The organism is Phytoplasma sp., from assembly GCF_035187685.1.
Classification (GTDB): domain Bacteria; phylum Bacillota_I; class Bacilli_A; order Acholeplasmatales; family Acholeplasmataceae; genus Phytoplasma.
In genome coordinates, this window is sequence record NZ_CP131022.1 from 222482 (window position 1) to 241745 (window position 19264).

At 25.0% G+C, this 19264-nt stretch carries 35 protein-coding genes; all 35 read left to right on the forward strand.

Translation table 11 applies throughout. From position 1 onward, the window contains the following. Positions 1-10 precede the first annotated feature (10 nt). Positions 11-331, forward strand: a complete 321-nt coding sequence (rpsJ, locus tag Q2306_RS00945) for a 30S ribosomal protein S10 (RefSeq protein WP_323847877.1) — start codon at positions 11-13, stop codon at positions 329-331. 81 nt (positions 332-412) lie between these two features. Then, positions 413-1066 (forward strand): 50S ribosomal protein L3, encoded by a 654-nt coding sequence (rplC, locus tag Q2306_RS00950; RefSeq protein WP_323847878.1) that lies wholly within the window; start codon positions 413-415, stop codon positions 1064-1066. Next, positions 1066-1707, forward strand: a complete 642-nt coding sequence (gene rplD / locus Q2306_RS00955) for a 50S ribosomal protein L4 (RefSeq protein WP_323847879.1) — start codon at positions 1066-1068, stop codon at positions 1705-1707. The genes rplC and rplD overlap by 1 nt, the downstream gene beginning before the upstream one ends. Continuing rightward, entirely contained in the window at positions 1707-2003 is a 297-nt protein-coding gene (rplW, locus tag Q2306_RS00960) for a 50S ribosomal protein L23 (protein WP_323847880.1), read from the forward strand. Before rplD ends, rplW begins: the two co-directional genes overlap by 1 nt. 46 nt (positions 2004-2049) lie before the next feature. Beyond that, positions 2050-2880 carry a 50S ribosomal protein L2 gene (rplB, locus tag Q2306_RS00965; RefSeq protein ID WP_323847881.1) on the forward strand — a complete coding sequence of 277 codons (831 nt, stop codon included), beginning with the start codon at positions 2050-2052 and terminating at the stop codon, positions 2878-2880. Between the two features lie 18 nt (positions 2881-2898). Continuing rightward, positions 2899-3180, forward strand: a complete 282-nt coding sequence (gene rpsS, locus Q2306_RS00970; RefSeq protein WP_323847882.1) for a 30S ribosomal protein S19 — start codon at positions 2899-2901, stop codon at positions 3178-3180. 18 nt (positions 3181-3198) lie between these two features. Beyond that, a complete protein-coding gene (gene rplV, locus Q2306_RS00975; protein WP_323847883.1) occupies positions 3199-3573 on the forward strand; it encodes a 50S ribosomal protein L22 in 375 nt (124 codons plus the stop codon). Then, entirely contained in the window at positions 3557-4318 is a 762-nt protein-coding gene (gene rpsC, locus Q2306_RS00980) for a 30S ribosomal protein S3 (protein ID WP_323847884.1), read from the forward strand. The genes rplV and rpsC overlap by 17 nt, the downstream gene beginning before the upstream one ends. Positions 4319-4345: 27 nt before the next feature. Further along, a complete protein-coding gene (gene rplP / locus Q2306_RS00985) occupies positions 4346-4768 on the forward strand; it encodes a 50S ribosomal protein L16 (RefSeq protein ID WP_323847885.1) in 423 nt (140 codons plus the stop codon). Further along, complete coding sequence (gene rpmC, locus Q2306_RS00990) at positions 4765-5079, forward strand: 50S ribosomal protein L29 (RefSeq protein ID WP_323847886.1); 315 nt, start codon at positions 4765-4767, stop codon at positions 5077-5079. Before rplP ends, rpmC begins: the two co-directional genes overlap by 4 nt. A 38-nt stretch (positions 5080-5117) precedes the next feature. Further along, entirely contained in the window at positions 5118-5384 is a 267-nt protein-coding gene (rpsQ, locus tag Q2306_RS00995) for a 30S ribosomal protein S17 (RefSeq protein ID WP_323847887.1), read from the forward strand. A gap of 1 nt (position 5385) precedes the next feature. Next, complete coding sequence (rplN, locus tag Q2306_RS01000; RefSeq protein ID WP_323847888.1) at positions 5386-5766, forward strand: 50S ribosomal protein L14; 381 nt, start codon at positions 5386-5388, stop codon at positions 5764-5766. A gap of 10 nt (positions 5767-5776) precedes the next feature. After that, positions 5777-6121 carry a 50S ribosomal protein L24 gene (rplX, locus tag Q2306_RS01005; RefSeq protein WP_323847889.1) on the forward strand — a complete coding sequence of 115 codons (345 nt, stop codon included), beginning with the start codon at positions 5777-5779 and terminating at the stop codon, positions 6119-6121. Positions 6122-6140: 19 nt separating this feature from the next. Further along, positions 6141-6683, forward strand: a complete 543-nt coding sequence (rplE, locus tag Q2306_RS01010) for a 50S ribosomal protein L5 (RefSeq protein WP_323847890.1) — start codon at positions 6141-6143, stop codon at positions 6681-6683. Positions 6684-6726: 43 nt separating this feature from the next. Next, complete coding sequence (rpsN, locus tag Q2306_RS01015; RefSeq protein ID WP_323847891.1) at positions 6727-6996, forward strand: 30S ribosomal protein S14; 270 nt, start codon at positions 6727-6729, stop codon at positions 6994-6996. A gap of 12 nt (positions 6997-7008) precedes the next feature. Next, on the forward strand, positions 7009-7383 hold the full coding sequence (gene rpsH / locus Q2306_RS01020; protein WP_323847892.1) for a 30S ribosomal protein S8: 375 nt from the start codon (positions 7009-7011) through the stop codon (positions 7381-7383). A gap of 18 nt (positions 7384-7401) precedes the next feature. Next, the gene (gene rplF / locus Q2306_RS01025) at positions 7402-7944 is read left to right on the forward strand and encodes a 50S ribosomal protein L6 (RefSeq protein ID WP_323847893.1); all 543 of its coding nucleotides are present in this window, start codon (positions 7402-7404) and stop codon (positions 7942-7944) included. 21 nt (positions 7945-7965) lie between these two features. After that, entirely contained in the window at positions 7966-8319 is a 354-nt protein-coding gene (rplR, locus tag Q2306_RS01030; protein ID WP_323847894.1) for a 50S ribosomal protein L18, read from the forward strand. Positions 8320-8360: 41 nt separating this feature from the next. Beyond that, positions 8361-8855, forward strand: coding sequence for a 30S ribosomal protein S5 (rpsE, locus tag Q2306_RS01035; protein ID WP_323847943.1), 495 nt, complete (start codon positions 8361-8363; stop codon positions 8853-8855). Then, on the forward strand, positions 8852-9049 hold the full coding sequence (gene rpmD, locus Q2306_RS01040) for a 50S ribosomal protein L30 (RefSeq protein WP_323847895.1): 198 nt from the start codon (positions 8852-8854) through the stop codon (positions 9047-9049). The genes rpsE and rpmD overlap by 4 nt, the downstream gene beginning before the upstream one ends. 3 nt (positions 9050-9052) lie before the next feature. Continuing rightward, a complete protein-coding gene (gene rplO, locus Q2306_RS01045) occupies positions 9053-9490 on the forward strand; it encodes a 50S ribosomal protein L15 (RefSeq protein WP_323847896.1) in 438 nt (145 codons plus the stop codon). A gap of 11 nt (positions 9491-9501) precedes the next feature. Further along, positions 9502-10764: a preprotein translocase subunit SecY gene (gene secY, locus Q2306_RS01050; protein WP_323847897.1), complete on the forward strand. Its 1263-nt coding sequence runs from the start codon at positions 9502-9504 to the stop codon at positions 10762-10764. A 31-nt stretch (positions 10765-10795) separates the two neighbouring features. Further along, complete coding sequence (map, locus tag Q2306_RS01055) at positions 10796-11539, forward strand: type I methionyl aminopeptidase (RefSeq protein WP_323847898.1); 744 nt, start codon at positions 10796-10798, stop codon at positions 11537-11539. A 37-nt stretch (positions 11540-11576) separates the two neighbouring features. Then, entirely contained in the window at positions 11577-11789 is a 213-nt protein-coding gene (locus Q2306_RS01060) for a translation initiation factor IF-1 (protein ID WP_323847899.1), read from the forward strand. Beyond that, entirely contained in the window at positions 11786-11902 is a 117-nt protein-coding gene (gene rpmJ / locus Q2306_RS01065; RefSeq protein WP_323847900.1) for a 50S ribosomal protein L36, read from the forward strand. Before Q2306_RS01060 ends, rpmJ begins: the two co-directional genes overlap by 4 nt. A gap of 22 nt (positions 11903-11924) precedes the next feature. Further along, positions 11925-12320: a 30S ribosomal protein S13 gene (gene rpsM, locus Q2306_RS01070; RefSeq protein WP_323847901.1), complete on the forward strand. Its 396-nt coding sequence runs from the start codon at positions 11925-11927 to the stop codon at positions 12318-12320. Between the two features lie 2 nt (positions 12321-12322). Then, complete coding sequence (gene rpsK, locus Q2306_RS01075; protein ID WP_323847902.1) at positions 12323-12736, forward strand: 30S ribosomal protein S11; 414 nt, start codon at positions 12323-12325, stop codon at positions 12734-12736. A gap of 33 nt (positions 12737-12769) precedes the next feature. Further along, on the forward strand, positions 12770-13720 hold the full coding sequence (locus Q2306_RS01080) for a DNA-directed RNA polymerase subunit alpha (protein WP_323847903.1): 951 nt from the start codon (positions 12770-12772) through the stop codon (positions 13718-13720). A gap of 99 nt (positions 13721-13819) precedes the next feature. Further along, positions 13820-14176, forward strand: a complete 357-nt coding sequence (rplQ, locus tag Q2306_RS01085; RefSeq protein WP_323847904.1) for a 50S ribosomal protein L17 — start codon at positions 13820-13822, stop codon at positions 14174-14176. Positions 14177-14247: 71 nt separating this feature from the next. Continuing rightward, entirely contained in the window at positions 14248-15069 is an 822-nt protein-coding gene (locus Q2306_RS01090; protein WP_323847905.1) for an energy-coupling factor transporter ATPase, read from the forward strand. Next, entirely contained in the window at positions 15045-15914 is an 870-nt protein-coding gene (locus Q2306_RS01095) for an ATP-binding cassette domain-containing protein (RefSeq protein ID WP_323847906.1), read from the forward strand. Before Q2306_RS01090 ends, Q2306_RS01095 begins: the two co-directional genes overlap by 25 nt. Beyond that, entirely contained in the window at positions 15901-16908 is a 1008-nt protein-coding gene (locus tag Q2306_RS01100; RefSeq protein ID WP_323847907.1) for an energy-coupling factor transporter transmembrane component T, read from the forward strand. Before Q2306_RS01095 ends, Q2306_RS01100 begins: the two co-directional genes overlap by 14 nt. A gap of 31 nt (positions 16909-16939) precedes the next feature. Beyond that, a complete protein-coding gene (gene truA / locus Q2306_RS01105; protein ID WP_323847908.1) occupies positions 16940-17674 on the forward strand; it encodes a tRNA pseudouridine(38-40) synthase TruA in 735 nt (244 codons plus the stop codon). Between the two features lie 15 nt (positions 17675-17689). Beyond that, positions 17690-18310 carry a dTMP kinase gene (gene tmk, locus Q2306_RS01110; protein WP_323847909.1) on the forward strand — a complete coding sequence of 207 codons (621 nt, stop codon included), beginning with the start codon at positions 17690-17692 and terminating at the stop codon, positions 18308-18310. Continuing rightward, positions 18307-19263, forward strand: coding sequence for a hypothetical protein (locus Q2306_RS01115; protein ID WP_323847910.1), 957 nt, complete (start codon positions 18307-18309; stop codon positions 19261-19263). Before tmk ends, Q2306_RS01115 begins: the two co-directional genes overlap by 4 nt. The last annotated feature ends 1 nt before the right edge of the window (position 19264 follow it).

The window sequence follows — 19264 nt, forward strand, 5'->3', positions numbered from 1 at the left end:
TATATTTGCAGTGTCTCAGAACAAGGAAATTGTAAAAATTATTTTAAAAACTTATGATCATTTTTTAATCGATCAAGCAGCGAAAAAAATTATTAATAGTATTACTAAAATAGGGGCAAAAATTAAAGGTCCAATACCTTTACCAACGAGAAGAGAGATTTTTACTGTAATTCGTTCTCCGTTTGTTAACAAGGATAGTAGAGAACAATTTGGGCGTTTCACTCATAAACGTTTAATTCAAATTATTGATCCTGGTTCGCAAATAATAGACGCTTTAATGCATATTAATTTGCCTTCCACTGTTAATATTTTTTTAAAGAAAAAAATTTAAACAAATTAAACAAATATTTAAAAAAATATTTTATTTTAAGCAAAAATTTTTGTTTTTTTCTATTTAAAGAAAGAGGATAAGATGGCTAAAGGAATTTTAGGAAAAAAATTAGGCATGACTCAAATTTTAACTGAAACAGGATTATGTATTCCTGTTACTGTAGTTGATGTTTCTGGTAATTTTGTTTTACAACAAAAAACTATTGAAAAAGATGGTTATCAAGCAACTCAATTAGGATTTGATTCGAAAAAAGAAAAATTAACAAACAAACCTCTAATAGGACATTTTAATAAATCAAAAACTGAACCTAAGTATTTTGTGAGAGAAATCTCTTTTTCCTCAAAAGAAAATAATGAATTAAAAGATCTTCAAGAAGGAACTGTTTTGGATAATAATTTTTTTGTTTCTAAAGAAATAATAGATGTTACAGGGATCAGTAAAGGAAAAGGTTTTTCAGGCGCTATTAAAAGACATAATCAACGTAGTGGTCCAGGAAGTCACGGTTCTAGATATCATAGAAGACCTGGTTCTATGGGGCCTATTAAAGGAAATATTACAGGTAAAAAATTACCAGGGCAGTTAGGTCATGAAAAAGTTACTATACAAAATTTAACACTTTATGATGTTGATATAGAAAAAGGATTATTTTTGATTAAAGGAAGTATTCCTGGAACTAAAAAAAGTTTTGTAGTTATAAAATCTGCTGTTAAAAAAAATGATAAGGAAGTTGCATAATGCCTAAGTGTAATGTTTTCAATCAACAAGGCGAATTTATATCAGAAATAATTTTATCTGAGAATATTTTTGGTATTCAACCTAATCAACAAGTTTTATATGATGTTGTGAATCAACAAAGAGGAGCGATGCGTCAAGGGACTCATTGTACTAAAAATAGAGCTAATGTTTCAGGTGGTGGCAGAAAACCTTGGGCTCAAAAAGGAACAGGTAATGCTCGTCACGGTTCTATTCGTTCTCCTTTATGGAGAGGTGGTGGAGTTGCTTTTGGTCCTAAACCAAGAAAATATTCTTTTAAGATTAATTCTAAAATTAGAAAATTAGCTATGAATTCAGCTTTATCTTTGCAAAAAAAAAAAGACGGTTTAATTATAATTGAAAATTTTAAAATTGATAATTATAAGACAAAAAATTTTCAAAATTTTTTAAACAAAATGAAAATAGGAAAAGATAAAGTTTTAATAATAGTAGATGAATTAAAATTCGATGATTTTAATAATAATTTAATTCGTTGTACTAATAATTTATCTCAAGTAACTTTAGAAACTGTTTCACATGTTAGTGTTTATCAAATTTTAAATGCAAAATTTATTCTTATGACAAAAAAATCTATTGATTATTTAGAAGAGGTATTTAAATAATGCTTAAATATTATGATATAATTCAAGCTCCTATTATTACTGAAGCTACTAATAAAAAAATGGAAAGTCATAATGAATACACTTTTAAGGTTAAAAAAGATTCTAATAAGATAGAAATTAAAAAATCTATAGAACGTATTTTTAAAGTAAAAGTTGCTTCTATTAATACTATGAACGTATTACCTAAATTTAAAAAAAAAGGTAAATACCAAGGTTATACTTCTGCTTATAAAAAAGCAATTGTTAAAATAGTTCCAGGACAAAGAATAAAAATTTTTAACGAAGAAAATAAATAAAAAAATATTATAATTTTTTTCAAAATTTAAGAAAGGTTTGTTATCCATGGCTATTAAAAAATATAAGCCTACATCTAATGGAAGTCGTAATATGAGATTACAAGACTTCAGAGAACTTACGACTTCTAAGCCTGAAAAAAGCCTATTAGTTGCTCAAAAGAGCACAGGAGGCAGAAATAACCAAGGTAAAATAACAGTTAGACATCGAGGTGGTGGAGTTAAACAACAATACCGTCTTATTGATTTCAAACGTAATAAATATGATATCCCCGGAACATTATCTACTATAGAATATGATCCTAATCGTAATTGCAATATTTCTTTAGTTAAATATATGGATGGTGAAAAAAGATATATTTTAACTCCTAAAGATGTTAAAGTAGGAGATAAAATATATTCAGGAGACAAAGCTGATATTAGAGTTGGTAATTCTTTGCCTTTAAAGAATATTCCTGAGGGTTTTTCAGTTCATAATATTGAATTAAAACCTGGTAAAGGTGGACAATTAGCACGTAGTGCCGGTACTTCAGCGCAAATTGTTAAAAAAGAAAGTAAATATGTTGTTTTAAATTTATCTTCTGGACAAATAAGAAAAGTTTTGGCCGAATGTAGGGCTACTATAGGTATAATAGGCAACGAATTTTATAAATTAATTCGTAATGGTAAAGCTGGAAGAACTCGTTATTTATCCATAAGACCTACAGTTAGAGGTTCAGCTATGAATCCTAATGATCATCCGCATGGTGGTGGTGAAGGACGCGCTCCTATTGGTCGTAAAGCTCCTATGACTCCTTGGGGTAAAAAAGCTCTAGGTGTTAAAACACGTAAAAAAAATAAAAGCTCTAATAGTTTAATTTTAAAAAATCGTAAAAAATAGAATGGAAACATAATAAATATGGCTCGTTCAATTAAAAAAGGTCCTTTTTGTGATAAATCATTATTGATGAAAGTAATGAAACAAAACAAGGATAAAACAAAAAAAATTATTCAAACGCATTCGCGAAGAAGTGTAATTTTACCTGATTTTATCGGTCATAAAATTGCTGTGTATAATGGTAACAAGTATATAATCGCTTCTATTATAGAAGATATGGTTGGCCATAAATTAGGAGAATTTTCACCTACTCGTGTTTTCCGTGGCCATTCTAAAGGCGATAAAAAAAATCCAAAAAAATAATTTAAAGAAGGTATTTATATGAAAGTTAAAGCTGTTGTAAAACAAGTACCTGTGACACCTAGAAAAACACGTTTAGTTGTTGATTTGATTCGTGGTAAAAAAATTAAAGAAGCTGAATCTATTTTAATGTTTACACCTAAAGCTGCTTCTCCTATTGTGGCTAAATTGTTAAAAAGTGCTGTTGCTAATTCTGTTCATAATTTTAAGTTTAATATAGATAATTTATATGTAGAAGAAGTATTTGTTAACGAAGGCATTCGTTTACCTCGTTTATTTCCAAGAGCAAAAGGAAAAACAGATAAAAGAAAAAAACGAACTAGTCATATAACGATATTTGTTTCTAATTATAAAGAAGAAACTCAGGAGATAAATACAAATGGGTCAAAAAAGTAATCCTAATGGTTTAAGATTAGGAATAATTAGGACTTGGGAATCTAAATGGTATGGCGAACATAAACAAGTTCCTGTTTTAGTTGTGGAAGATTTTAAAATAAGAAATTTAATAAAAAAACATTATCCTCGAGCAACTATTTCACAAATAGAAATTAAACGTTTGAAAAAATCGAATGATGAATTTGTTGAGATTGAATTATATACTTCTAAAATAGGTCTTATTCAAGGTCCAGATAATAAGAATAAAATTAATTTAGTTAATAAAATAGAAAATTTAATTAAAAAAAAAGTTCAAATTAATGTTTTTGAAGTAAAAGCGGTTAATAAAATTGCTATTTTAGTAGCCCAAAATATTGCTATTCAATTACAACAAAGAGCTTTTTATAAAGCTGTTCAAAAATCAGCTATGCAAAAGGCTTTAAGAAGTGGAGTTAAAGGTATTAAAATAATCATTACAGGACGTTTAGGTGGAGCTGAAAAAGCTAGACAAGAATCTGTTGCGATGGGTGTTGTTCCTTTAAATACTTTAAGAGCTGATATTGATTATGCTTTTGAAGAAGCTCATACTACTTATGGTGTTTTAGGTGTTAAAGTGATTATTAATCATGGTGAAGTTTTGCCTAATAAGACTATCGCCCATACTAGACAAATATTTGCTGCTCAACCTAATCCATATGACAATAGCAAAAATTTTAATAAAAGAAAATTCACTGAGAAGAAAGATTTTCAAAAAAATACGTCTTAATATAATAAAAAGGGGTAAACAATAATTATGTTAATGCCAAAAAAAACTAAATATCGTCGCCCTCATCGTATAAGTTACGAAGGCAAATCTAAAGGCAAAAATAAAATAATTAATGGTAATTATGGTTTGATAGCCAAAAAAGGAGCTTGGATTACTAGTCAACAAATAGAATCTGCTCGTATTGCAATGACACGTCATATGAAAAGAGAAGGAAAAGTTTGGATCAATATTTTCCCATTTTTATCTTTAACTAAAAAACCTTTAGAGGTACGAATGGGTTCTGGTAAAGGTAGTCCTGAATTTTGGGTTGCAGTTGTAAAAAGAGGCAAAGTTCTTTTTGAAGTTAGAGATGTTAATAATTTAGATAAGATAGAAATAGAAGCTTTAAGATTGGCTTCTCACAAACTACCTATTACTACTAAAATAGTTAAAAGAGGTCAAGAAGAATGATAATTGAAAAAATTCGTAAATTATCTAAAGAAGAGATGGATACAAAAATTTCTTCTTTAAAAGAAGAATTATTTAATACTAAAATAGAATTAAATTTAGTTAAATTGAAAGATACATCTCGTATTCGTAAAATCAAAATGCTTATTAAACAAATTAAAACTGTTATGCGTGAAAAAGAAATTGCTAAAACGAATAATGTAGATGAAAACTTAAAATTAAAAAATAAATCAGTTTTAAATTCGGATCATAAAAATTCTGAAGAAAACAATGATACTTCTTTAGATAAAAAAGAAATTTCTTTTGAAATTTAGGTTTTATAAAATATTTTTATAAAAGAGGTTAAAAAAGTATGCGTGATAATAATAGAAAAAAACTTAAGGGTGTTGTTGTTTCTGATAAAATGCAAAAAACAATTGTTGTTGCAGTTGATTATTATAACAAAGATCGTTTATACGGCAAAAGAATTAAACAAACCAGTAAATTTTATATTCATGATGAAAACGAAGTAGCTAAATTAGGTGATGTTGTTTCTTTTGAAGAAAGAAGACCTAAATCTAAAACTAAGAAATTTCGTTTGTTGGATGTTATTTTAAGTAAAAATAAGGTAAATAAATAATATGATTCAAATAAATACTCGTTTAAAAGTAGCTGATAACAGTGGAGCTAAAGAAGTTTTGGTTATTAATATTCCTGGTTCAAGTAAAAGACGTTACGCCCAGATAGGAGATGTTGTTGTAGTTACTATTAAAAAAACTATTCCTTCCGGTTTAGTTAAAGCAGGTGAAGTATCTAAAGCTTTAATTTTACGAACTAAAAAAGGTTTATCAGGCAAAGATGGTTCTTATATTAAATTCGATGATAATGCTGTAGTTATTATCAAAGATGATATGACTTTAAAAGGCACAAGGATATTTGGTCCTGTGGTTAAAAATCAAAAATTAAAAGATAGTAAATTTTCTAAATTTATTTCTTTAGCTGAAAAAGTTTTTGTAATATGAGGGAAAAAAGATGTATATTAAAGTTGGAGATATAGTAACTATTCTTTCTGGAAAAGATCGTTTTTTAGTAGATGAAAACGGTAATAAAACTATTAAAACTGGAAAAGTCATAAAAATTTTTTTTAAAGAACAAAAAGTTTTAGTTGAAGGTATAAATATAGCTATTAAGCACAAAAATTCTTCTAAAGATGGAGAGAAAGGTAATATAGTTCGTGAAGAAATGCCAATTCATATTTCTAATGTTGCTTTAATAGATCCTGACAAAAAAATTCCAACTCGTGTAGGTTACCGTTATGAATCAGGTCGCAAAGTTCGTTATTCAAAAAAAACGGGCGCTTTAATAGATTTGTCATAATGAAGAAGGTAGAAAATAAATGAAAAAACAAAATATCAGCAATACCACAAAAAATTCATTTTTTGCTTTAAAAGAAATTTTTAATTTTAAATCATTAATGCAAATTCCTAAAATAGATAAAATAGTTATTAATATGGGTATTGGCGAAGCTGTTACTAATGTTAAAATTTTAGATGATTTTCAAGAACAATTAACTTTAATTAGCGGACAGAAACCTGTAGTTGTTAAAGCTAAAAAATCAATTTCTAATTTTAAATTAAGAGAAGGAATGCCAATCGGATTAAAAGTTACTTTAAGAGGAAATAAAAAAGAATTTTTTTTACATAAATTAATTAAAATAGTTTTACCTAGAACAAGAGATTTTAGAGGAGTTAGTGCTAAATCTTTTGATGGTAGAGGTAATTATTCGTTAGGAATAAAAGAACAAATTGTTTTTCCTGAAATAGATTTAGACAGAGTTCAAAAAATTTATGGAATGGATATTTGTATCGTAACTACAGCTAAAAATGATGAAGATGCTAAAACATTATTATCATTTTATGGAATGCCTTTCAGAAAATAAAATATTTTAAGAAATATTAATAAAAAGGTTAAGGAGTATTTATATGGCAAAAAAATCTAAGATTGTTAAAAATCAAAAACAAAGAGAAATTTTTTTAAAATATAGAGACAAACGTCTTGAATTAAAAAAGAAAAAAGATTATAAAGGGTTATCTCTTCTTCCGGTACAATCTTCTCCGGTACGTTTAAAAAATATAGATAAAATTGATGGTCGACCAAGAGGATATATAAGAAAATTTGGGATATCTCGAATTAAATTTCGTGAATTAGCAAACAAAGGTGAATTACCTGGTGTTAAGAAAGTTAGTTGGTAAAGGAGACAAAATATGATTACAAACCCCATTGCTGATTTATTAACAAGAATGCGTAATGCTAATATAATGTATCATGCAAAAGTTTCAGTTCCTGCTTCTAAATTAAAAATGAAAATTTTAGAAGTTATTAAAAAAGAAGGTTTTATAAGAGATTTTTATTTAGATACTTCAAAAAGAAATATTATTATTCATTTAAAATATTACGGTAATAAACAAAGAACCATTACAGGTTTAAGAAGAATATCTAACCAAGTTTCTGTCAAAAACATACCTAGAGTGTTGAATGGTTTAGGAATAGTTTTGATTTCAACTTCCAAAGGCATTTTAACAGATTACGAAGCTTTATCTCGTAATATAGGCGGGGAAGTTTTAGCTTATATTTGGTAATTATATAAGGAGTTTACAATGTCAAGAGTAGGCAAAAAAGCCATTTTAATTCCTGAAGGAATTAAAGTTGAACTGAAAGAAAATAATTTAATACATATTATGTCTTCTACACATCATTTAAAATATCAAATAAATCAGTTTTTAAATATTGATATTAAAGATAATTTAATTCAGATTTCAAGACCAAATGATCAAGTTTTTATGAAAAAAATTCACGGCACTACAAGATCTATATTATTTAATATGATTAAAGGTTTGATTGAATTATTCGTTAAAAAAATTGAAATTGTCGGTTTAGATTATTCTGTTAAAAAAGAAGGTTTAAATTTAATTTTTAATTTAGGTTTTTCCCATATTGTAAATGTGCCTATTTATGATAATATAGAAGTAGAAATTATAAAAAATAAAGAAATTATTTTAAAAGGTATAGATAAACAAATTGTGGGCGAAATGAGTTCTAAAATATTAAAATTACGCAAACCTGAACCTTATAAAGGTAAAGGAATCCGCTTATTTGGTGCTTATGTTCATCGTAAAGCAGGAAAAAGCGCTAAAAAATAAGAAAGGATATCTATTTAAATAATGATAAATAAAGAATCATCCAAAAATTTACGTAAAAAACGTCATTTACGTTTAAGAAAAAAAATAATAGGTACTCCAGAAAGACCTCGTTTTAATGTTTTCTATTCAAATAAATATTTTTATGTTCAAATAATTGATGATCAAAATAAAGTCACTTTATGTAGTGCTCATAGCAAAGAAATTAATGCTAATATAGTTAATATAAAAGTAGCAACGGATATTGGTAGAATTATTGCTAAAAAAGCTCTTAAGCAAGGGATTACAAAAGTTGTTTTTGATCGTGATGGACGTTTATATCATGGACGTATTAAAGCTTTAGCTGATGTTGCAAGAGAGGAAGGATTAATATTTTGATAAACGAAAACAATCAAAGATATAAATTTAGTCCTAGAAAAATTAATAGTATTTTTAAAGAAAAAGTAGTTTTAATTAATAGAATTACTAAAGTAGTCAAAGGTGGACGTCGTTTAAGATTTTCTGCTTTAGTTGTTGTCGGAGATAAAAAAGGTCAAGTAGGTTTTGCAACTGCGAAAGCTCAAGAAATTTTAGATGCTATTAGAAAAGCTTTAGAAAAAGCTAAAAAAAATTTAATTAAAGTTTCGTTATCTGGAACTACTATTCCACATGAAATTATAGGTAAATTTGGCGCTTCTAAAACTTTATTAAAACCTGCTTCTAAAGGAACGGGAATTATTGCTGGTGGAGCAGCTAGAACTGTTTTTGAATTAGTTGGTGTTCGTGATATATTAGCTAAATCTTTAGGTTCGAGAACTTCTATAAATATTTTAAGAGCTATAATGGATGGTTTACAAAAATTAAGAACTATAAAAGATGTTGAAAAAAGTAGAGGCATTAATTTGATTTCAAGATTCAAAGGTAAAAACAAATGAACAAGTTAGAAATCACTTTAAAAAAAAGTTTAATCGGTAGAACGCCTAATCAAATTAAGAACGCTAATGTTTTAGGTTTGAAAAAAATTAATCAAAAAGTTATAAAAGATGATGTTCAAATTATTAGAGGCATTCTTAAGAAAATTAATCATTTGGTTTTGATTAAAGAAATTGTCAGCAAAGAGAGCGATTAAAAAATGTTATTACATTCATTAAAACCGGTTAAAGGTGCTAGAAAAACTACCAAACGTTTAGGACGTGGCCCTGGTAGTGGTAACGGAAAAACTTCCGGAAAAGGTCATAAAGGCCAGTTAGCTCGTACTGGTGGAGGCACTCGATTGGGTTTCGAAGGAGGTCAAACACCTTTTTTTCAAAGAATACCAAAAAGAGGTTTTCATAATTTTAATCAAATTAAATATTGTGTAGTTAATTTAAAAGATTTAGAAGTTTTTGAAGATGGTACTACTGTAACAAAAGAAATGTTATTTAAAAAAAGAATAATTAAAAATAATAAATCATTTGTTAAAATTTTAGCCAAAGGCGATTTAACTAAAAAATTAATTATCCAAGGATGTCAATGTTCTCAAAAAGCAAAAGATGTTATTAATAAAAATGGTGGCAATATAGAAATATAAGGTAATTTTATATGATAAAATTAATTAGTTGCTTGTCAAATAAAAAAAAAATAATTAAAAAAATTCTATTTACTTTGGTGATTGTTTTGATTTATTTTATTGGTACTCAAATATATATTCCTTTTCATACGAAGAAAGAATATATATTTTGGCGTTCGAATATTACCAATAATCAAAACAATATATTGTCTTTGTTTGATCATAACAACAGTTTAACTCTTTTGTCTTTGAGTGTTTTTCCTTATGTTACTGCTTCTATAATAATTCAATTAGGACAAAAAATTTTACCTTTTTTAATAGAATGGCAAGAACAAGGAGAAAAAGGTAAATATAAAATTAATATAGTTACTAGAATTTTGACTATTTTGATCGCTTTAGGTCAAGGATGGGCCATTATCAAAAGTTTAACCTTATGGGACGTTATGGCAGGGTACAAATACGCTAACATTCTTGTTGATCTCTTTTTTTTAGTAGTAGGGGTTTTCATTTGTATTTGGTTAGCAGATTTGATAACTTCCAAAGGATTAGGCAATGGAATTTCTATTTTAATAGCTATAGGAATATCCGAAAAATTATATAAAACTTTTTTTTATTTGTTAAATTTTGATAACAATCAAGATTTATTAGTTCGTTCATTAGTTCTGATTTCTTTTTTAGTTTTATTGATATTAACAATTGTCTTAAGTACAGCTTATTTAAAAATTCCTATTTATTATGCTGTAGATAAGAATAATGATAAAATAGATAAGCATATTCCATTTAAATTAAATACATCTGGTATTTTACCTATTATTTTAGCTGATACTTTTTTAAATATATTTTCTTATATAAAAATTTTATTTAATAATGATAAGGTTAATAATTTTCTTCAAATATTTATTAAATCACGTTCTAATTTAGGTATATATTTTTTTCTTTATCTATTATTAATTTTATTATTTTCTTTTTTTTCATCTTTTATGGCTATCAATCCAAAAGACGTTGCAGAACATTTGTCTAAACAAAATGCTTATTTAAAAGATGTTAAACCAGGAATATCTACTGTTAAAAAACTTACTCATGAAATTTTTAAATTAACTTGTATTGGAAGTTTATTTTTAACTTTATTAGCTGCTTGTCCACAAATAATTAATTATTTTGTTGGCCCTGATATATCTAGTCAAATTCAGTTTGGTGGAACTAGTTTTTTGATTATTGTTGGTGTCGCTATAGAATCTATACAAAATCTTAAAACTGAAGATAATGTTAAAAAACAATATAATACATTTTTTTAAATTTTAAAAAAACAGAAGTTGTTGATTTATTATGACATTAATTAAATCTTTAGATGAAATTATTATAATGAGAGAAGCAGGAAAGATTTTATCTCGTATAAGAGAAGAAATGTTAAATTTTTTAAAAATAGGTATTTCTACTTTTGAATTAGATATGATAGCTTCAGGTTTAATTAAAAAACATAGAGTTGTTTCTGCTTTTAAAGGTTATCAGGGTTTTGGAGGTCATACTTGTATTTCTATTAACGAAGTTATAGTTCATGGTTGGCCTTCTAAAAAGAGAATTCTAGAATTCGGTGATATTGTTTCTTTAGATATAGGTATTAAATATAAAGGTTGTTTTGTAGATTCCTCTTGGACTTATGTTTTAGGAATGGTTTCTTCTGAAACGCAACAATTAGTAGATAATACAAAAGAAGCTTTATTTTTAGGTATCAACCAAGTGAAACCTGGTAATAAAATTTCAGATATTTCTAGAGCTATTGCTAAAATAGGTAATTTTCACAATTATGGTATAATAGAGATTTTTTCAGGCCATGGTATAGGACGTCAACTTCATGAAAAACCTTATATTTTTAATTTTGATTTTACACCTGAAGATTACGTGTTAAAACCAGGAATGACCTTTTGTATCGAACCTATGTTTACTTTAGGAAGTAAAAAGGTTAAAATATTAAAAGATGGCTGGACCGCTATTACTTTGGATTCAAGTTTAAGTGCTCATTTTGAGCATACCATTTTGGTCACTGAAAAAGGATATGAGATTTTAACATAAATAAAAAAACAATAAATAATTAAGGAGAAATAATGAAATGGTTGATGATAAAATTTCTGAGGCTATAGTTGTTGAAGCGTTACCTAATGCAAATTTTAAATTAAAATTACCTGACGATAGAATTATTACTGGTTATATTTCTGGCAAGATAAGAAAGAGTAAAATAAATATATTAGTAGGTGATACAGTACAAGTTGATTATAAAGGACGTATTGTTTATCGTTTAATTAAAAAGGAGTATCACAAATGAAAGTAAAAGCTTCTGTTAAAAAACGTAGTGATGATGATATTGTTGTGCGTCGTAAAAAAAGGGTTTACATTATAAATAAAAAAAAACGTCGCTATAATCAAAGACAAGGCTAAAAGAAAGGGAAAAATTGTTTAAATGAAAAAGATTTCAAAAAAAATTCCTCCAAATAGACAAGCAGATATTTACTTAAAACAAACCTATTATGGTATTGGTATATCGACGGCTACAAAAATATTAAAACAATTAAATATTGATCCCAAATCTAAAGTTGGTGAATTGAATGAAAACCAATTATCTAGCATTCGAAACGAATGTAATAAGTTGAATATAGAAGGTAATTTAAGGAGAGAAATTACTTTAAATATTAAAAGATTAAAAGAAATAGGTTGTGACAGAGGTATTCATCATCGTAGAGGTTTACCAGTTAGAGGTCAAAAAACTCGAAATAATGCTAAAACAGCTAAAAAAAGTCGTAAAAAAGTTTCTGTTGGAACTACAAAATCTAATAAAGGGACGGGAAGAGTATTTTAATTATGTCTCAAAATAGCGCTTCAAATAATAAGCAAAAAAAAAGAATTAAAACAAAAAAAAATAAAAAAAATGTTCCTATAGGAATAGCTCATATTCAAGCTACTTTTAATAACACTATTATAACTATTACAGATTTAGAAGGTAATGCTGTTGCTTGGTGTAGTGGTGGTTTAGTGGGTTATAAGAATAGTAAAAAATCTACTTCATATGTAGCTCAACAAGTAGCTAAAAAAGTTTCTTTTTTAGCACAAGAAAAAGGAATGAAACAAATCGAAGTTTATGTTAAAGGTCCTGGTACAGGTAGAGAAACTTCTATTCGATCTTTGCAAGAGTCTGGTTTAGAAATCACTGCTATTAAAGATGTTACACCTGTACCACATAATGGTTGTAGACCACCTAAACGTCCTCGTGGATAATACAAACTTATGAAAGAGAATTAATTGTTTATAATGAAAAAATTAAAATTTATAAAACCTAATATGATTGTACAACAAGAAGAATCAGATTTATCTTTCGGCAAATTTATTATCCAACCCTTGGAAAAAGGATTAGGCCTTACAATCGGTAATTCTTTAAGAAGAATTTTGTTATCTTCTTTGCCAGGGGTTGCTATTGTTAATGTTAAAATTGAAGGCGTTGACCACGAGTTTAGCGTTATACCAGGTGTTTACGAAGATGTTATGTCTATTGTTTTAAATTTAAAAAAAGTTATTATTAGTACAACTTCGCAAGAAGAAGATTTTGAAACAAAATTATATATTGATGCTGTTGGCGAAAAAGTAGTAACAGCAGCTGATTTTAGTTCTAACGAAGAAATTGAAATTTGTAATAAAGAACATGTAATAGCTCATTTATCTCCAGATGTTTCTTTTAAGTTAGAAGTGACTGTTAAAAGAGGTATTGGTTACGTATCTGCTCAAGATAACGAAATTTATAATAAAAATCAATTTGGAGTTATCGCAATTGATTCTTTATATACTCCAATTTTAAAAGTTTCTTATAATGTAGAACAAAAAATAAGTAATAAAGAAGAATTAGTTATGGACATAGAAACTAATAAATCTATTGCACCTAAAGAAGCTTTATCCATGGCATCTAAAATTTTAGTTGATCATTTAAATGTTTTAGTTAATTTATGCGATCAAACTAAAGAAAAAGAATTCATTTATGAACCTCAAGTAGATAATTTTAATCATGCTTTAAATTTAAAAATTGATCAATTAGAAGTATCAGTTAGATTGTTTAATAGTTTGCAAAAATCAGGCATTAATACAGTTCAAGATTTAGTAAATAAAAATGAAAAAGATATTTTGCAATTAAATAGTTTAGGTAAGAAATCTTTCGAAGAATTAAAAAAAAAAATGAAAGAATTAGAACTTAAATTTAAAGATAATAATTAATTTAAATGATAAATGATATTAAATATTTAAAAAATAACTTAAAATAAAATGTGTATATAATAAAAATTATTTTAATTGTTAAAAAAGGTGTAAAAATATATGGCTTATAGTAAATTAAGATGTGATACATCTCATAGAAAATCTTTGTTAAAAAATTTAGTTTCTAGTTTAATTATTAATGAACGTCTTATTACTACCGAAGCTAGAGCTAAAGAGATTAGCAAATTAATTGATAGAGTGATCTCTTTAAGTAAAAAAAATACTTTAGATTCTAAAAGATTAGCTTCAACTTTTTTATTTAACCAAAAGATTGATTTAGAAAAAACTGTTTTAAAGAAATTATTTCAAGAAATAACACCTAAATATACAGATAGAAACAGTGGTTATACTAAAGTTATCAAAAGTGTATGTCGTAGAGGCGATGCCGCTCCAATGGCTTTTATTCTTTTTGTTTAACTATTAAAAAACATTTTTTATTTAAACAATAAAAATTTCAAAATTCAAGAAAATAAAAAGGTTAATTTAAAATGATAATTGTTAAAAATTTAAGTTTTAATTATAAAGATAAACAAATTTTTAATGATTTGAATTTTGAAATTTCTATGGGCCAATGGGTTTCTATTGTCGGTGATAATGGTTCTGGAAAAACTACTTTAGCTAAAATTTTAATTGGTTTATTAAAACAAAATAAAGGTCAAATTTTTATTAATAATAATGAATTAAAAGAAAATAATTTGTTTCAATTACGTTCTTTAATGGGTATTGTTTTTCAAAATCCTGATTATCAATTTGTTGGTTTTGATGTTGAAAGTGATATTGCTTTTGGTTTAGAAAATAAATTATTATCACGAGAAGAAATAAAAGATACAATTGATAAATACGCTAAAATGTTTAATATTAAACATTTATTAAACTCTAAACCTAATGAATTATCTGGTGGTCAAAAACAAAAAGTAGCAATAACTTCTGTTTTAGCTATGAATCCAGATATTATTATTTTTGATGAACCTACATCTTTTTTAGATCCTCAAAGTTCTAAAGAAATATTTAACATTATTAAAAATATCCATAAACAAAAAGATAAAATTTTGATTACAATAACTCATGATTTATCTTTTGCTTTAAAGAGTGATAAAATTATGATTTTGGAAAAAGGTAATTTAATAAAACAAGATACAAGTTCCAATTTATTAAAAGATATGTCATTTGTAAAAAAATATTTTCATAATTTACCCTTAGGACTTAAAATTTATTATGAATTAGAAGAAATACAAGATTCATTAGAAATAAATCAAAAAAAAATGAGTAAATTAAAGGATTTTTTATGGCAATACAGTTTAGAGATGTAACTTTTTACTATAATAAAAAAACAAAAGCAGCTTTAAAAAATATAAATTTAGATATAAATGAAAAAGATGATTTTATATCTATAATTGGTAAAATAGGATCTGGAAAATCAACTTTAGTTCAATTGATGAATGGTTTATTGATTCCTTCTGAAGGTTATTTGAATATTTTTGGACATAAAATAGATAAAAAAACATCTCCACAAAATTTAATTTCTTTAAAGCAAAAAATAGGTTTAGTTTTTCAATTTCCAGAATATCAACTTTTTGAGAATACTGTTTTAAAAGATGTTATGTTCGGACCTAAGAATTTTAATAAAAATGACAATGAAGCAAAAAGAAAAGCTATTCAAGTTTTAAAACAAGTAGGAATACATGAATATTTATTCGAACAATCCCCTTTTAAATTATCTGAAGGGCAACAAAGAAAAGTTGCTATTGCTGGGGTTTTAGCTATTGAACCATCTATTTTGATTTTGGATGAACCTACTAGAGGTTTAGATGTTAATAGTCAAAAAGAAATTATGACTATCTTAAAAAATAAAAATCAAAAAGAACGTAATACCATTATGTTTATTACTCATGATATGGATTTAGTTGCTGAATACGCTAATAAAATTCTTTTTTTAGATCGAGGGGAAATTTTTTTCTTTGATTTAAAAAAGATTTTTTTTATGAAATATAAATTATCAGAATTTGGTTTATCAGAACCACAAAGTTTTAAAATTTTAAAATTTTTAAATAAAAAATTAGGTATTCCTTTTGAACCTAAGTTTTCATATGAAGAATTATTACAATATTTGAAAAAAATTTATAAAGGTTATACAAAAACAAATGGAGATGGTTAATACAAAAGCGAAATCTTTTATATATAAAATTCATCCTTCTTTAAAAATTATTTTATTTCTTTTAATTTTTAAAATTGTTTTTAGTTTTAATTTAGATTTAAATACTGAATTTAAGTTAATATCAACAAAAACAATATTTTATTTAACTTATTTTATGTTTTTTATTTATGTTTTTATATTTTTATCAAATATTGTTCCTAATTTTTTTAGAAAATTAATAAGACAAATTTTTAGTTTAAAATTTTTTTTCTTTTTTAATCTATGGCTTAATGTTAATTCTCGAATGATAAATTCAAACGATTTATCTTTTTATATTTTTAAAATTGATACAAAATTATTTACATTTCTTATTATTTTTTTATATTTTGTATCATTTTTTTTTGTAAAAAGAGAAACATATAAAAATATTTATTTTTTTATTATGTCGATCTCTTTTTTTTTATTACCTTCTGTTTTAGGATTTTTTTTCGAAGACATTTTTTTCCATTATTTAACACCGTTTTTTTTTGACAAAAAAGTTTTTTGGAACATTTTTGTGATTTTGTTTCGTATTTGTTTATTTTTTATGATTAATTTATTAATTAGTAAAACAACTTCTTTTATCGAAATTAATGATGGTTTAGAAATTATTTTAAAACCTTTGAAATTTATTAAGTTTCCTGTCGAAGTTTTTTCTCTTATGATGTCTTTAATTTTTATGTCTATACCTTTTTTGTTAGAAGAAAGTCAAAAAATTTTAAAATCTCAAATATCTAGAGGTCTTAATTTTTATACCAAAAATATTATAAAAAAAGTTTATTATTTAATTTCTTTATTAGTTCCTATTCTTATTTTAGCTTTTAAAAAATCTTTTGTTTTGGCTAATGCAATGGAAACTAGAGGTTATGTTTTAGGTAATAAACGAACAAAATTTCATAATTATAAAATCAAACAAATGGATTGTTTTGTTTTTGTTTTTATTTTGATATTCTTTTTGTTGAGTTTTAATATTTAATAATAAAATTTAATATATAAAGAGGTTTTATTTGAAAACTTTCAATTTTAAACTAACTTTAAGTTATGATGGAACTAATTATTATGGTTATCAAAGACAGAATAATGTAATAACTATCCAATCGGTTTTAGAATTATCTTTATTTAAGATAACTAAACAAAAAATAAAAACTATAGCTGCTAGTCGTACTGATAAAGGAGTTCATGCCAAAGAACAAATTATTAATTTTAAAACTTCTTTTTGGATTGAACCAGATTCTTTAAAAAGAGCTTTAAATAAAATTTTTCCTAACGATATTCAAGTTTTAGATATAGAACATGTTGATTCTTTTTTTCATGCTCGTTATGATTCTAAATCTAAAATTTATCAGTATGTTTTTTCAAAACATAAATTAAACCCTTTTAATTATCGTTTTCAAGTATATTTTGAAAATCTTGATTTCTTTTTAATTGAACAAGCAATGTTATTGTTAACAGGAGAAAAAGATTTTGCTTTGTTTACTAGTAATAAAGATTCTAAAAAAAAGACAATTAAGTTAATTTATGAAGTTTATTTAAGAGAAAATCAAAACCAGTTTATTTTATTTTTTCATGGAAAAGGTTTCTTAAAACAAATGATTCTTTTTTTAGTAGGTTTTTTGATTTTGATAGGTCAAAGAAAAAAAACTTTGATAGATTTAAAAAACATGTTTAATATAGAAGAAAATAAGAAATTATCTTTTATCGCACCTGCTAATGGGCTTTGTTTAAAAAAAATTTTTTATTAAAAAGGAAAATATATAATGTTTATTTCTTTTGAAGGCTGTGAAGGAACAGGCAAAACTACTTTATCTAAATTTTTATGTCAAAAAATTCGTAAAAAATATGAAGTTATTTTAACTAAAGAACCAGGATGTTATTTGCCTTTGAATATTGAAATCCGAAAACTTCTGTTACGATTTTATGATAAAATTGATTTTTATACAGAAGCCTTGTTATATGCCTCTGATAGAACAGAACATTTAAAAAAAATAATTATTCCTGCTTTAAAAGCAAATAAAATTGTTATTTGTGATCGTTATCTGGATTCTTCTATAGCTTATCAAGGATATGCTAGACAATTAGGTTCAGATTTTATAAAACAAATTAATTTTTTGGCTATTCAATATTTACCTAATATAACTTTTTATTTAGATATTGATCCTAAAATCGGTATACAAAGGTTAAATGTTCAAAGAAAAGATAAAATAGAATATTTTGATTTAGAAAAAATTAATTTTCATAATGAAGTAAGAAAAGGCTATCTTCAACTTTATAAAGAATATCCTAATAGAATTTATAAAATAGATGCTTCTCTTTCTTTAGAAGAGATTGAGTTAATAATCGAAAAAAAAATCGAACAATTATTAAAAAATAAAATATGATTAATAAAAATGAATTATTAGAAAAATTTAAAGTCATTATTCAGAATAAGAAATTAACTCATCTTTATTTAATAGAAAGTTCAAATATAGAAGAACAAAAATTATTTATGTTTGAATTGGTTTATGAATTTTTAAAAAATTCAAATTGTTCTGAATCTTTAAAAAAACTTATAAGAACTTTTTCTTATCCTAATTTTTATTATTTAGATTCTTATGATAAGAAAATAACTAAAGAACAAATTTTAGCAATGCAATCTTATTTCAATCAAACTTCTTTAATTCAAGAAAAAAAAGTTTATGTTATTAATGGGATCGAAAATATATCTTATAATTCTTCTAATAGTTTGCTGTATTTTTTAGAAAATCCTATTAACGAAAATATTTTGGGTATTTTATTGACTAAAGATCGTCATCTATTACTTCCAACTATTTTATCTCGTGCTCAAATTTTTTCTTTAGCAAATAAACACTATACTGATTTATCTTTGGTTAACGAAGTTGAACAATTAAATGAATTAGATATAATTTTAATTTCTTTATTGAAAAAGAATAGAACAATAGAAATAGATGATTATTTTTATGATTTAAAAAAATTTTTTGTATTTTTTTTGAATACTTTACCAGAAAAAGAAATAGTTTCTAAATTATTTTTTCATGTTCGTTTTTTAATTAAAGACAAATATTTTATGGATGATTTTATATTGCTTGTGATAAATTTTTTTTTAGATTTATATTATAAAAAAAATGATTTTGTTTCTTTTTTTCCAAGTTTTTTATCAAACAACACTTTTTATAATAAATTACCTTTTTCAGTGATTATTGAAATTTGGAATTGTTTATTAGATGTAGAACAAAAAAAAATATTTTTAGATTCTCGTTCTTGTTGTGTTTTATTATTCATAGAACTAGATAAAAAAATAAAATCTTTTATAGGAGTTTTTGGTTCTAAATAAT

Coding starts and splice junctions, on each gene's coding strand:
- rplP (WP_323847885.1), top strand. CDS start 4,346: ATGTTAATGCCAAAAAAAACTAAATATCGTCGCCCTCATCGTATAAGT.
- Q2306_RS01100 (WP_323847907.1), top strand. CDS start 15,901: ATGGAGATGGTTAATACAAAAGCGAAATCTTTTATATATAAAATTCAT.
- rplN (WP_323847888.1), top strand. CDS start 5,386: ATGATTCAAATAAATACTCGTTTAAAAGTAGCTGATAACAGTGGAGCT.
- rpsM (WP_323847901.1), top strand. CDS start 11,925: ATGAAAAAGATTTCAAAAAAAATTCCTCCAAATAGACAAGCAGATATT.
- rplQ (WP_323847904.1), top strand. CDS start 13,820: ATGGCTTATAGTAAATTAAGATGTGATACATCTCATAGAAAATCTTTG.
- Q2306_RS01090 (WP_323847905.1), top strand. CDS start 14,248: ATGATAATTGTTAAAAATTTAAGTTTTAATTATAAAGATAAACAAATT.
- Q2306_RS01115 (WP_323847910.1), top strand. CDS start 18,307: ATGATTAATAAAAATGAATTATTAGAAAAATTTAAAGTCATTATTCAG.
- map (WP_323847898.1), top strand. CDS start 10,796: ATGACATTAATTAAATCTTTAGATGAAATTATTATAATGAGAGAAGCA.
- rplE (WP_323847890.1), top strand. CDS start 6,141: ATGAAAAAACAAAATATCAGCAATACCACAAAAAATTCATTTTTTGCT.
- rpmJ (WP_323847900.1), top strand. CDS start 11,786: ATGAAAGTAAAAGCTTCTGTTAAAAAACGTAGTGATGATGATATTGTT.
- rplO (WP_323847896.1), top strand. CDS start 9,053: ATGTTATTACATTCATTAAAACCGGTTAAAGGTGCTAGAAAAACTACC.
- rplB (WP_323847881.1), top strand. CDS start 2,050: ATGGCTATTAAAAAATATAAGCCTACATCTAATGGAAGTCGTAATATG.
- rpsS (WP_323847882.1), top strand. CDS start 2,899: ATGGCTCGTTCAATTAAAAAAGGTCCTTTTTGTGATAAATCATTATTG.
- Q2306_RS01060 (WP_323847899.1), top strand. CDS start 11,577: ATGGTTGATGATAAAATTTCTGAGGCTATAGTTGTTGAAGCGTTACCT.
- rplR (WP_323847894.1), top strand. CDS start 7,966: ATGATAAATAAAGAATCATCCAAAAATTTACGTAAAAAACGTCATTTA.
- Q2306_RS01095 (WP_323847906.1), top strand. CDS start 15,045: ATGGCAATACAGTTTAGAGATGTAACTTTTTACTATAATAAAAAAACA.
- rpsK (WP_323847902.1), top strand. CDS start 12,323: ATGTCTCAAAATAGCGCTTCAAATAATAAGCAAAAAAAAAGAATTAAA.
- rplV (WP_323847883.1), top strand. CDS start 3,199: ATGAAAGTTAAAGCTGTTGTAAAACAAGTACCTGTGACACCTAGAAAA.
- rpsC (WP_323847884.1), top strand. CDS start 3,557: ATGGGTCAAAAAAGTAATCCTAATGGTTTAAGATTAGGAATAATTAGG.
- Q2306_RS01080 (WP_323847903.1), top strand. CDS start 12,770: ATGAAAAAATTAAAATTTATAAAACCTAATATGATTGTACAACAAGAA.
- rpsH (WP_323847892.1), top strand. CDS start 7,009: ATGATTACAAACCCCATTGCTGATTTATTAACAAGAATGCGTAATGCT.
- rplW (WP_323847880.1), top strand. CDS start 1,707: ATGCTTAAATATTATGATATAATTCAAGCTCCTATTATTACTGAAGCT.
- rplD (WP_323847879.1), top strand. CDS start 1,066: ATGCCTAAGTGTAATGTTTTCAATCAACAAGGCGAATTTATATCAGAA.
- rplX (WP_323847889.1), top strand. CDS start 5,777: ATGTATATTAAAGTTGGAGATATAGTAACTATTCTTTCTGGAAAAGAT.
- tmk (WP_323847909.1), top strand. CDS start 17,690: ATGTTTATTTCTTTTGAAGGCTGTGAAGGAACAGGCAAAACTACTTTA.
- rpmD (WP_323847895.1), top strand. CDS start 8,852: ATGAACAAGTTAGAAATCACTTTAAAAAAAAGTTTAATCGGTAGAACG.
- rpsN (WP_323847891.1), top strand. CDS start 6,727: ATGGCAAAAAAATCTAAGATTGTTAAAAATCAAAAACAAAGAGAAATT.
- rpsQ (WP_323847887.1), top strand. CDS start 5,118: ATGCGTGATAATAATAGAAAAAAACTTAAGGGTGTTGTTGTTTCTGAT.
- rplC (WP_323847878.1), top strand. CDS start 413: ATGGCTAAAGGAATTTTAGGAAAAAAATTAGGCATGACTCAAATTTTA.
- rpmC (WP_323847886.1), top strand. CDS start 4,765: ATGATAATTGAAAAAATTCGTAAATTATCTAAAGAAGAGATGGATACA.
- rplF (WP_323847893.1), top strand. CDS start 7,402: ATGTCAAGAGTAGGCAAAAAAGCCATTTTAATTCCTGAAGGAATTAAA.
- secY (WP_323847897.1), top strand. CDS start 9,502: ATGATAAAATTAATTAGTTGCTTGTCAAATAAAAAAAAAATAATTAAA.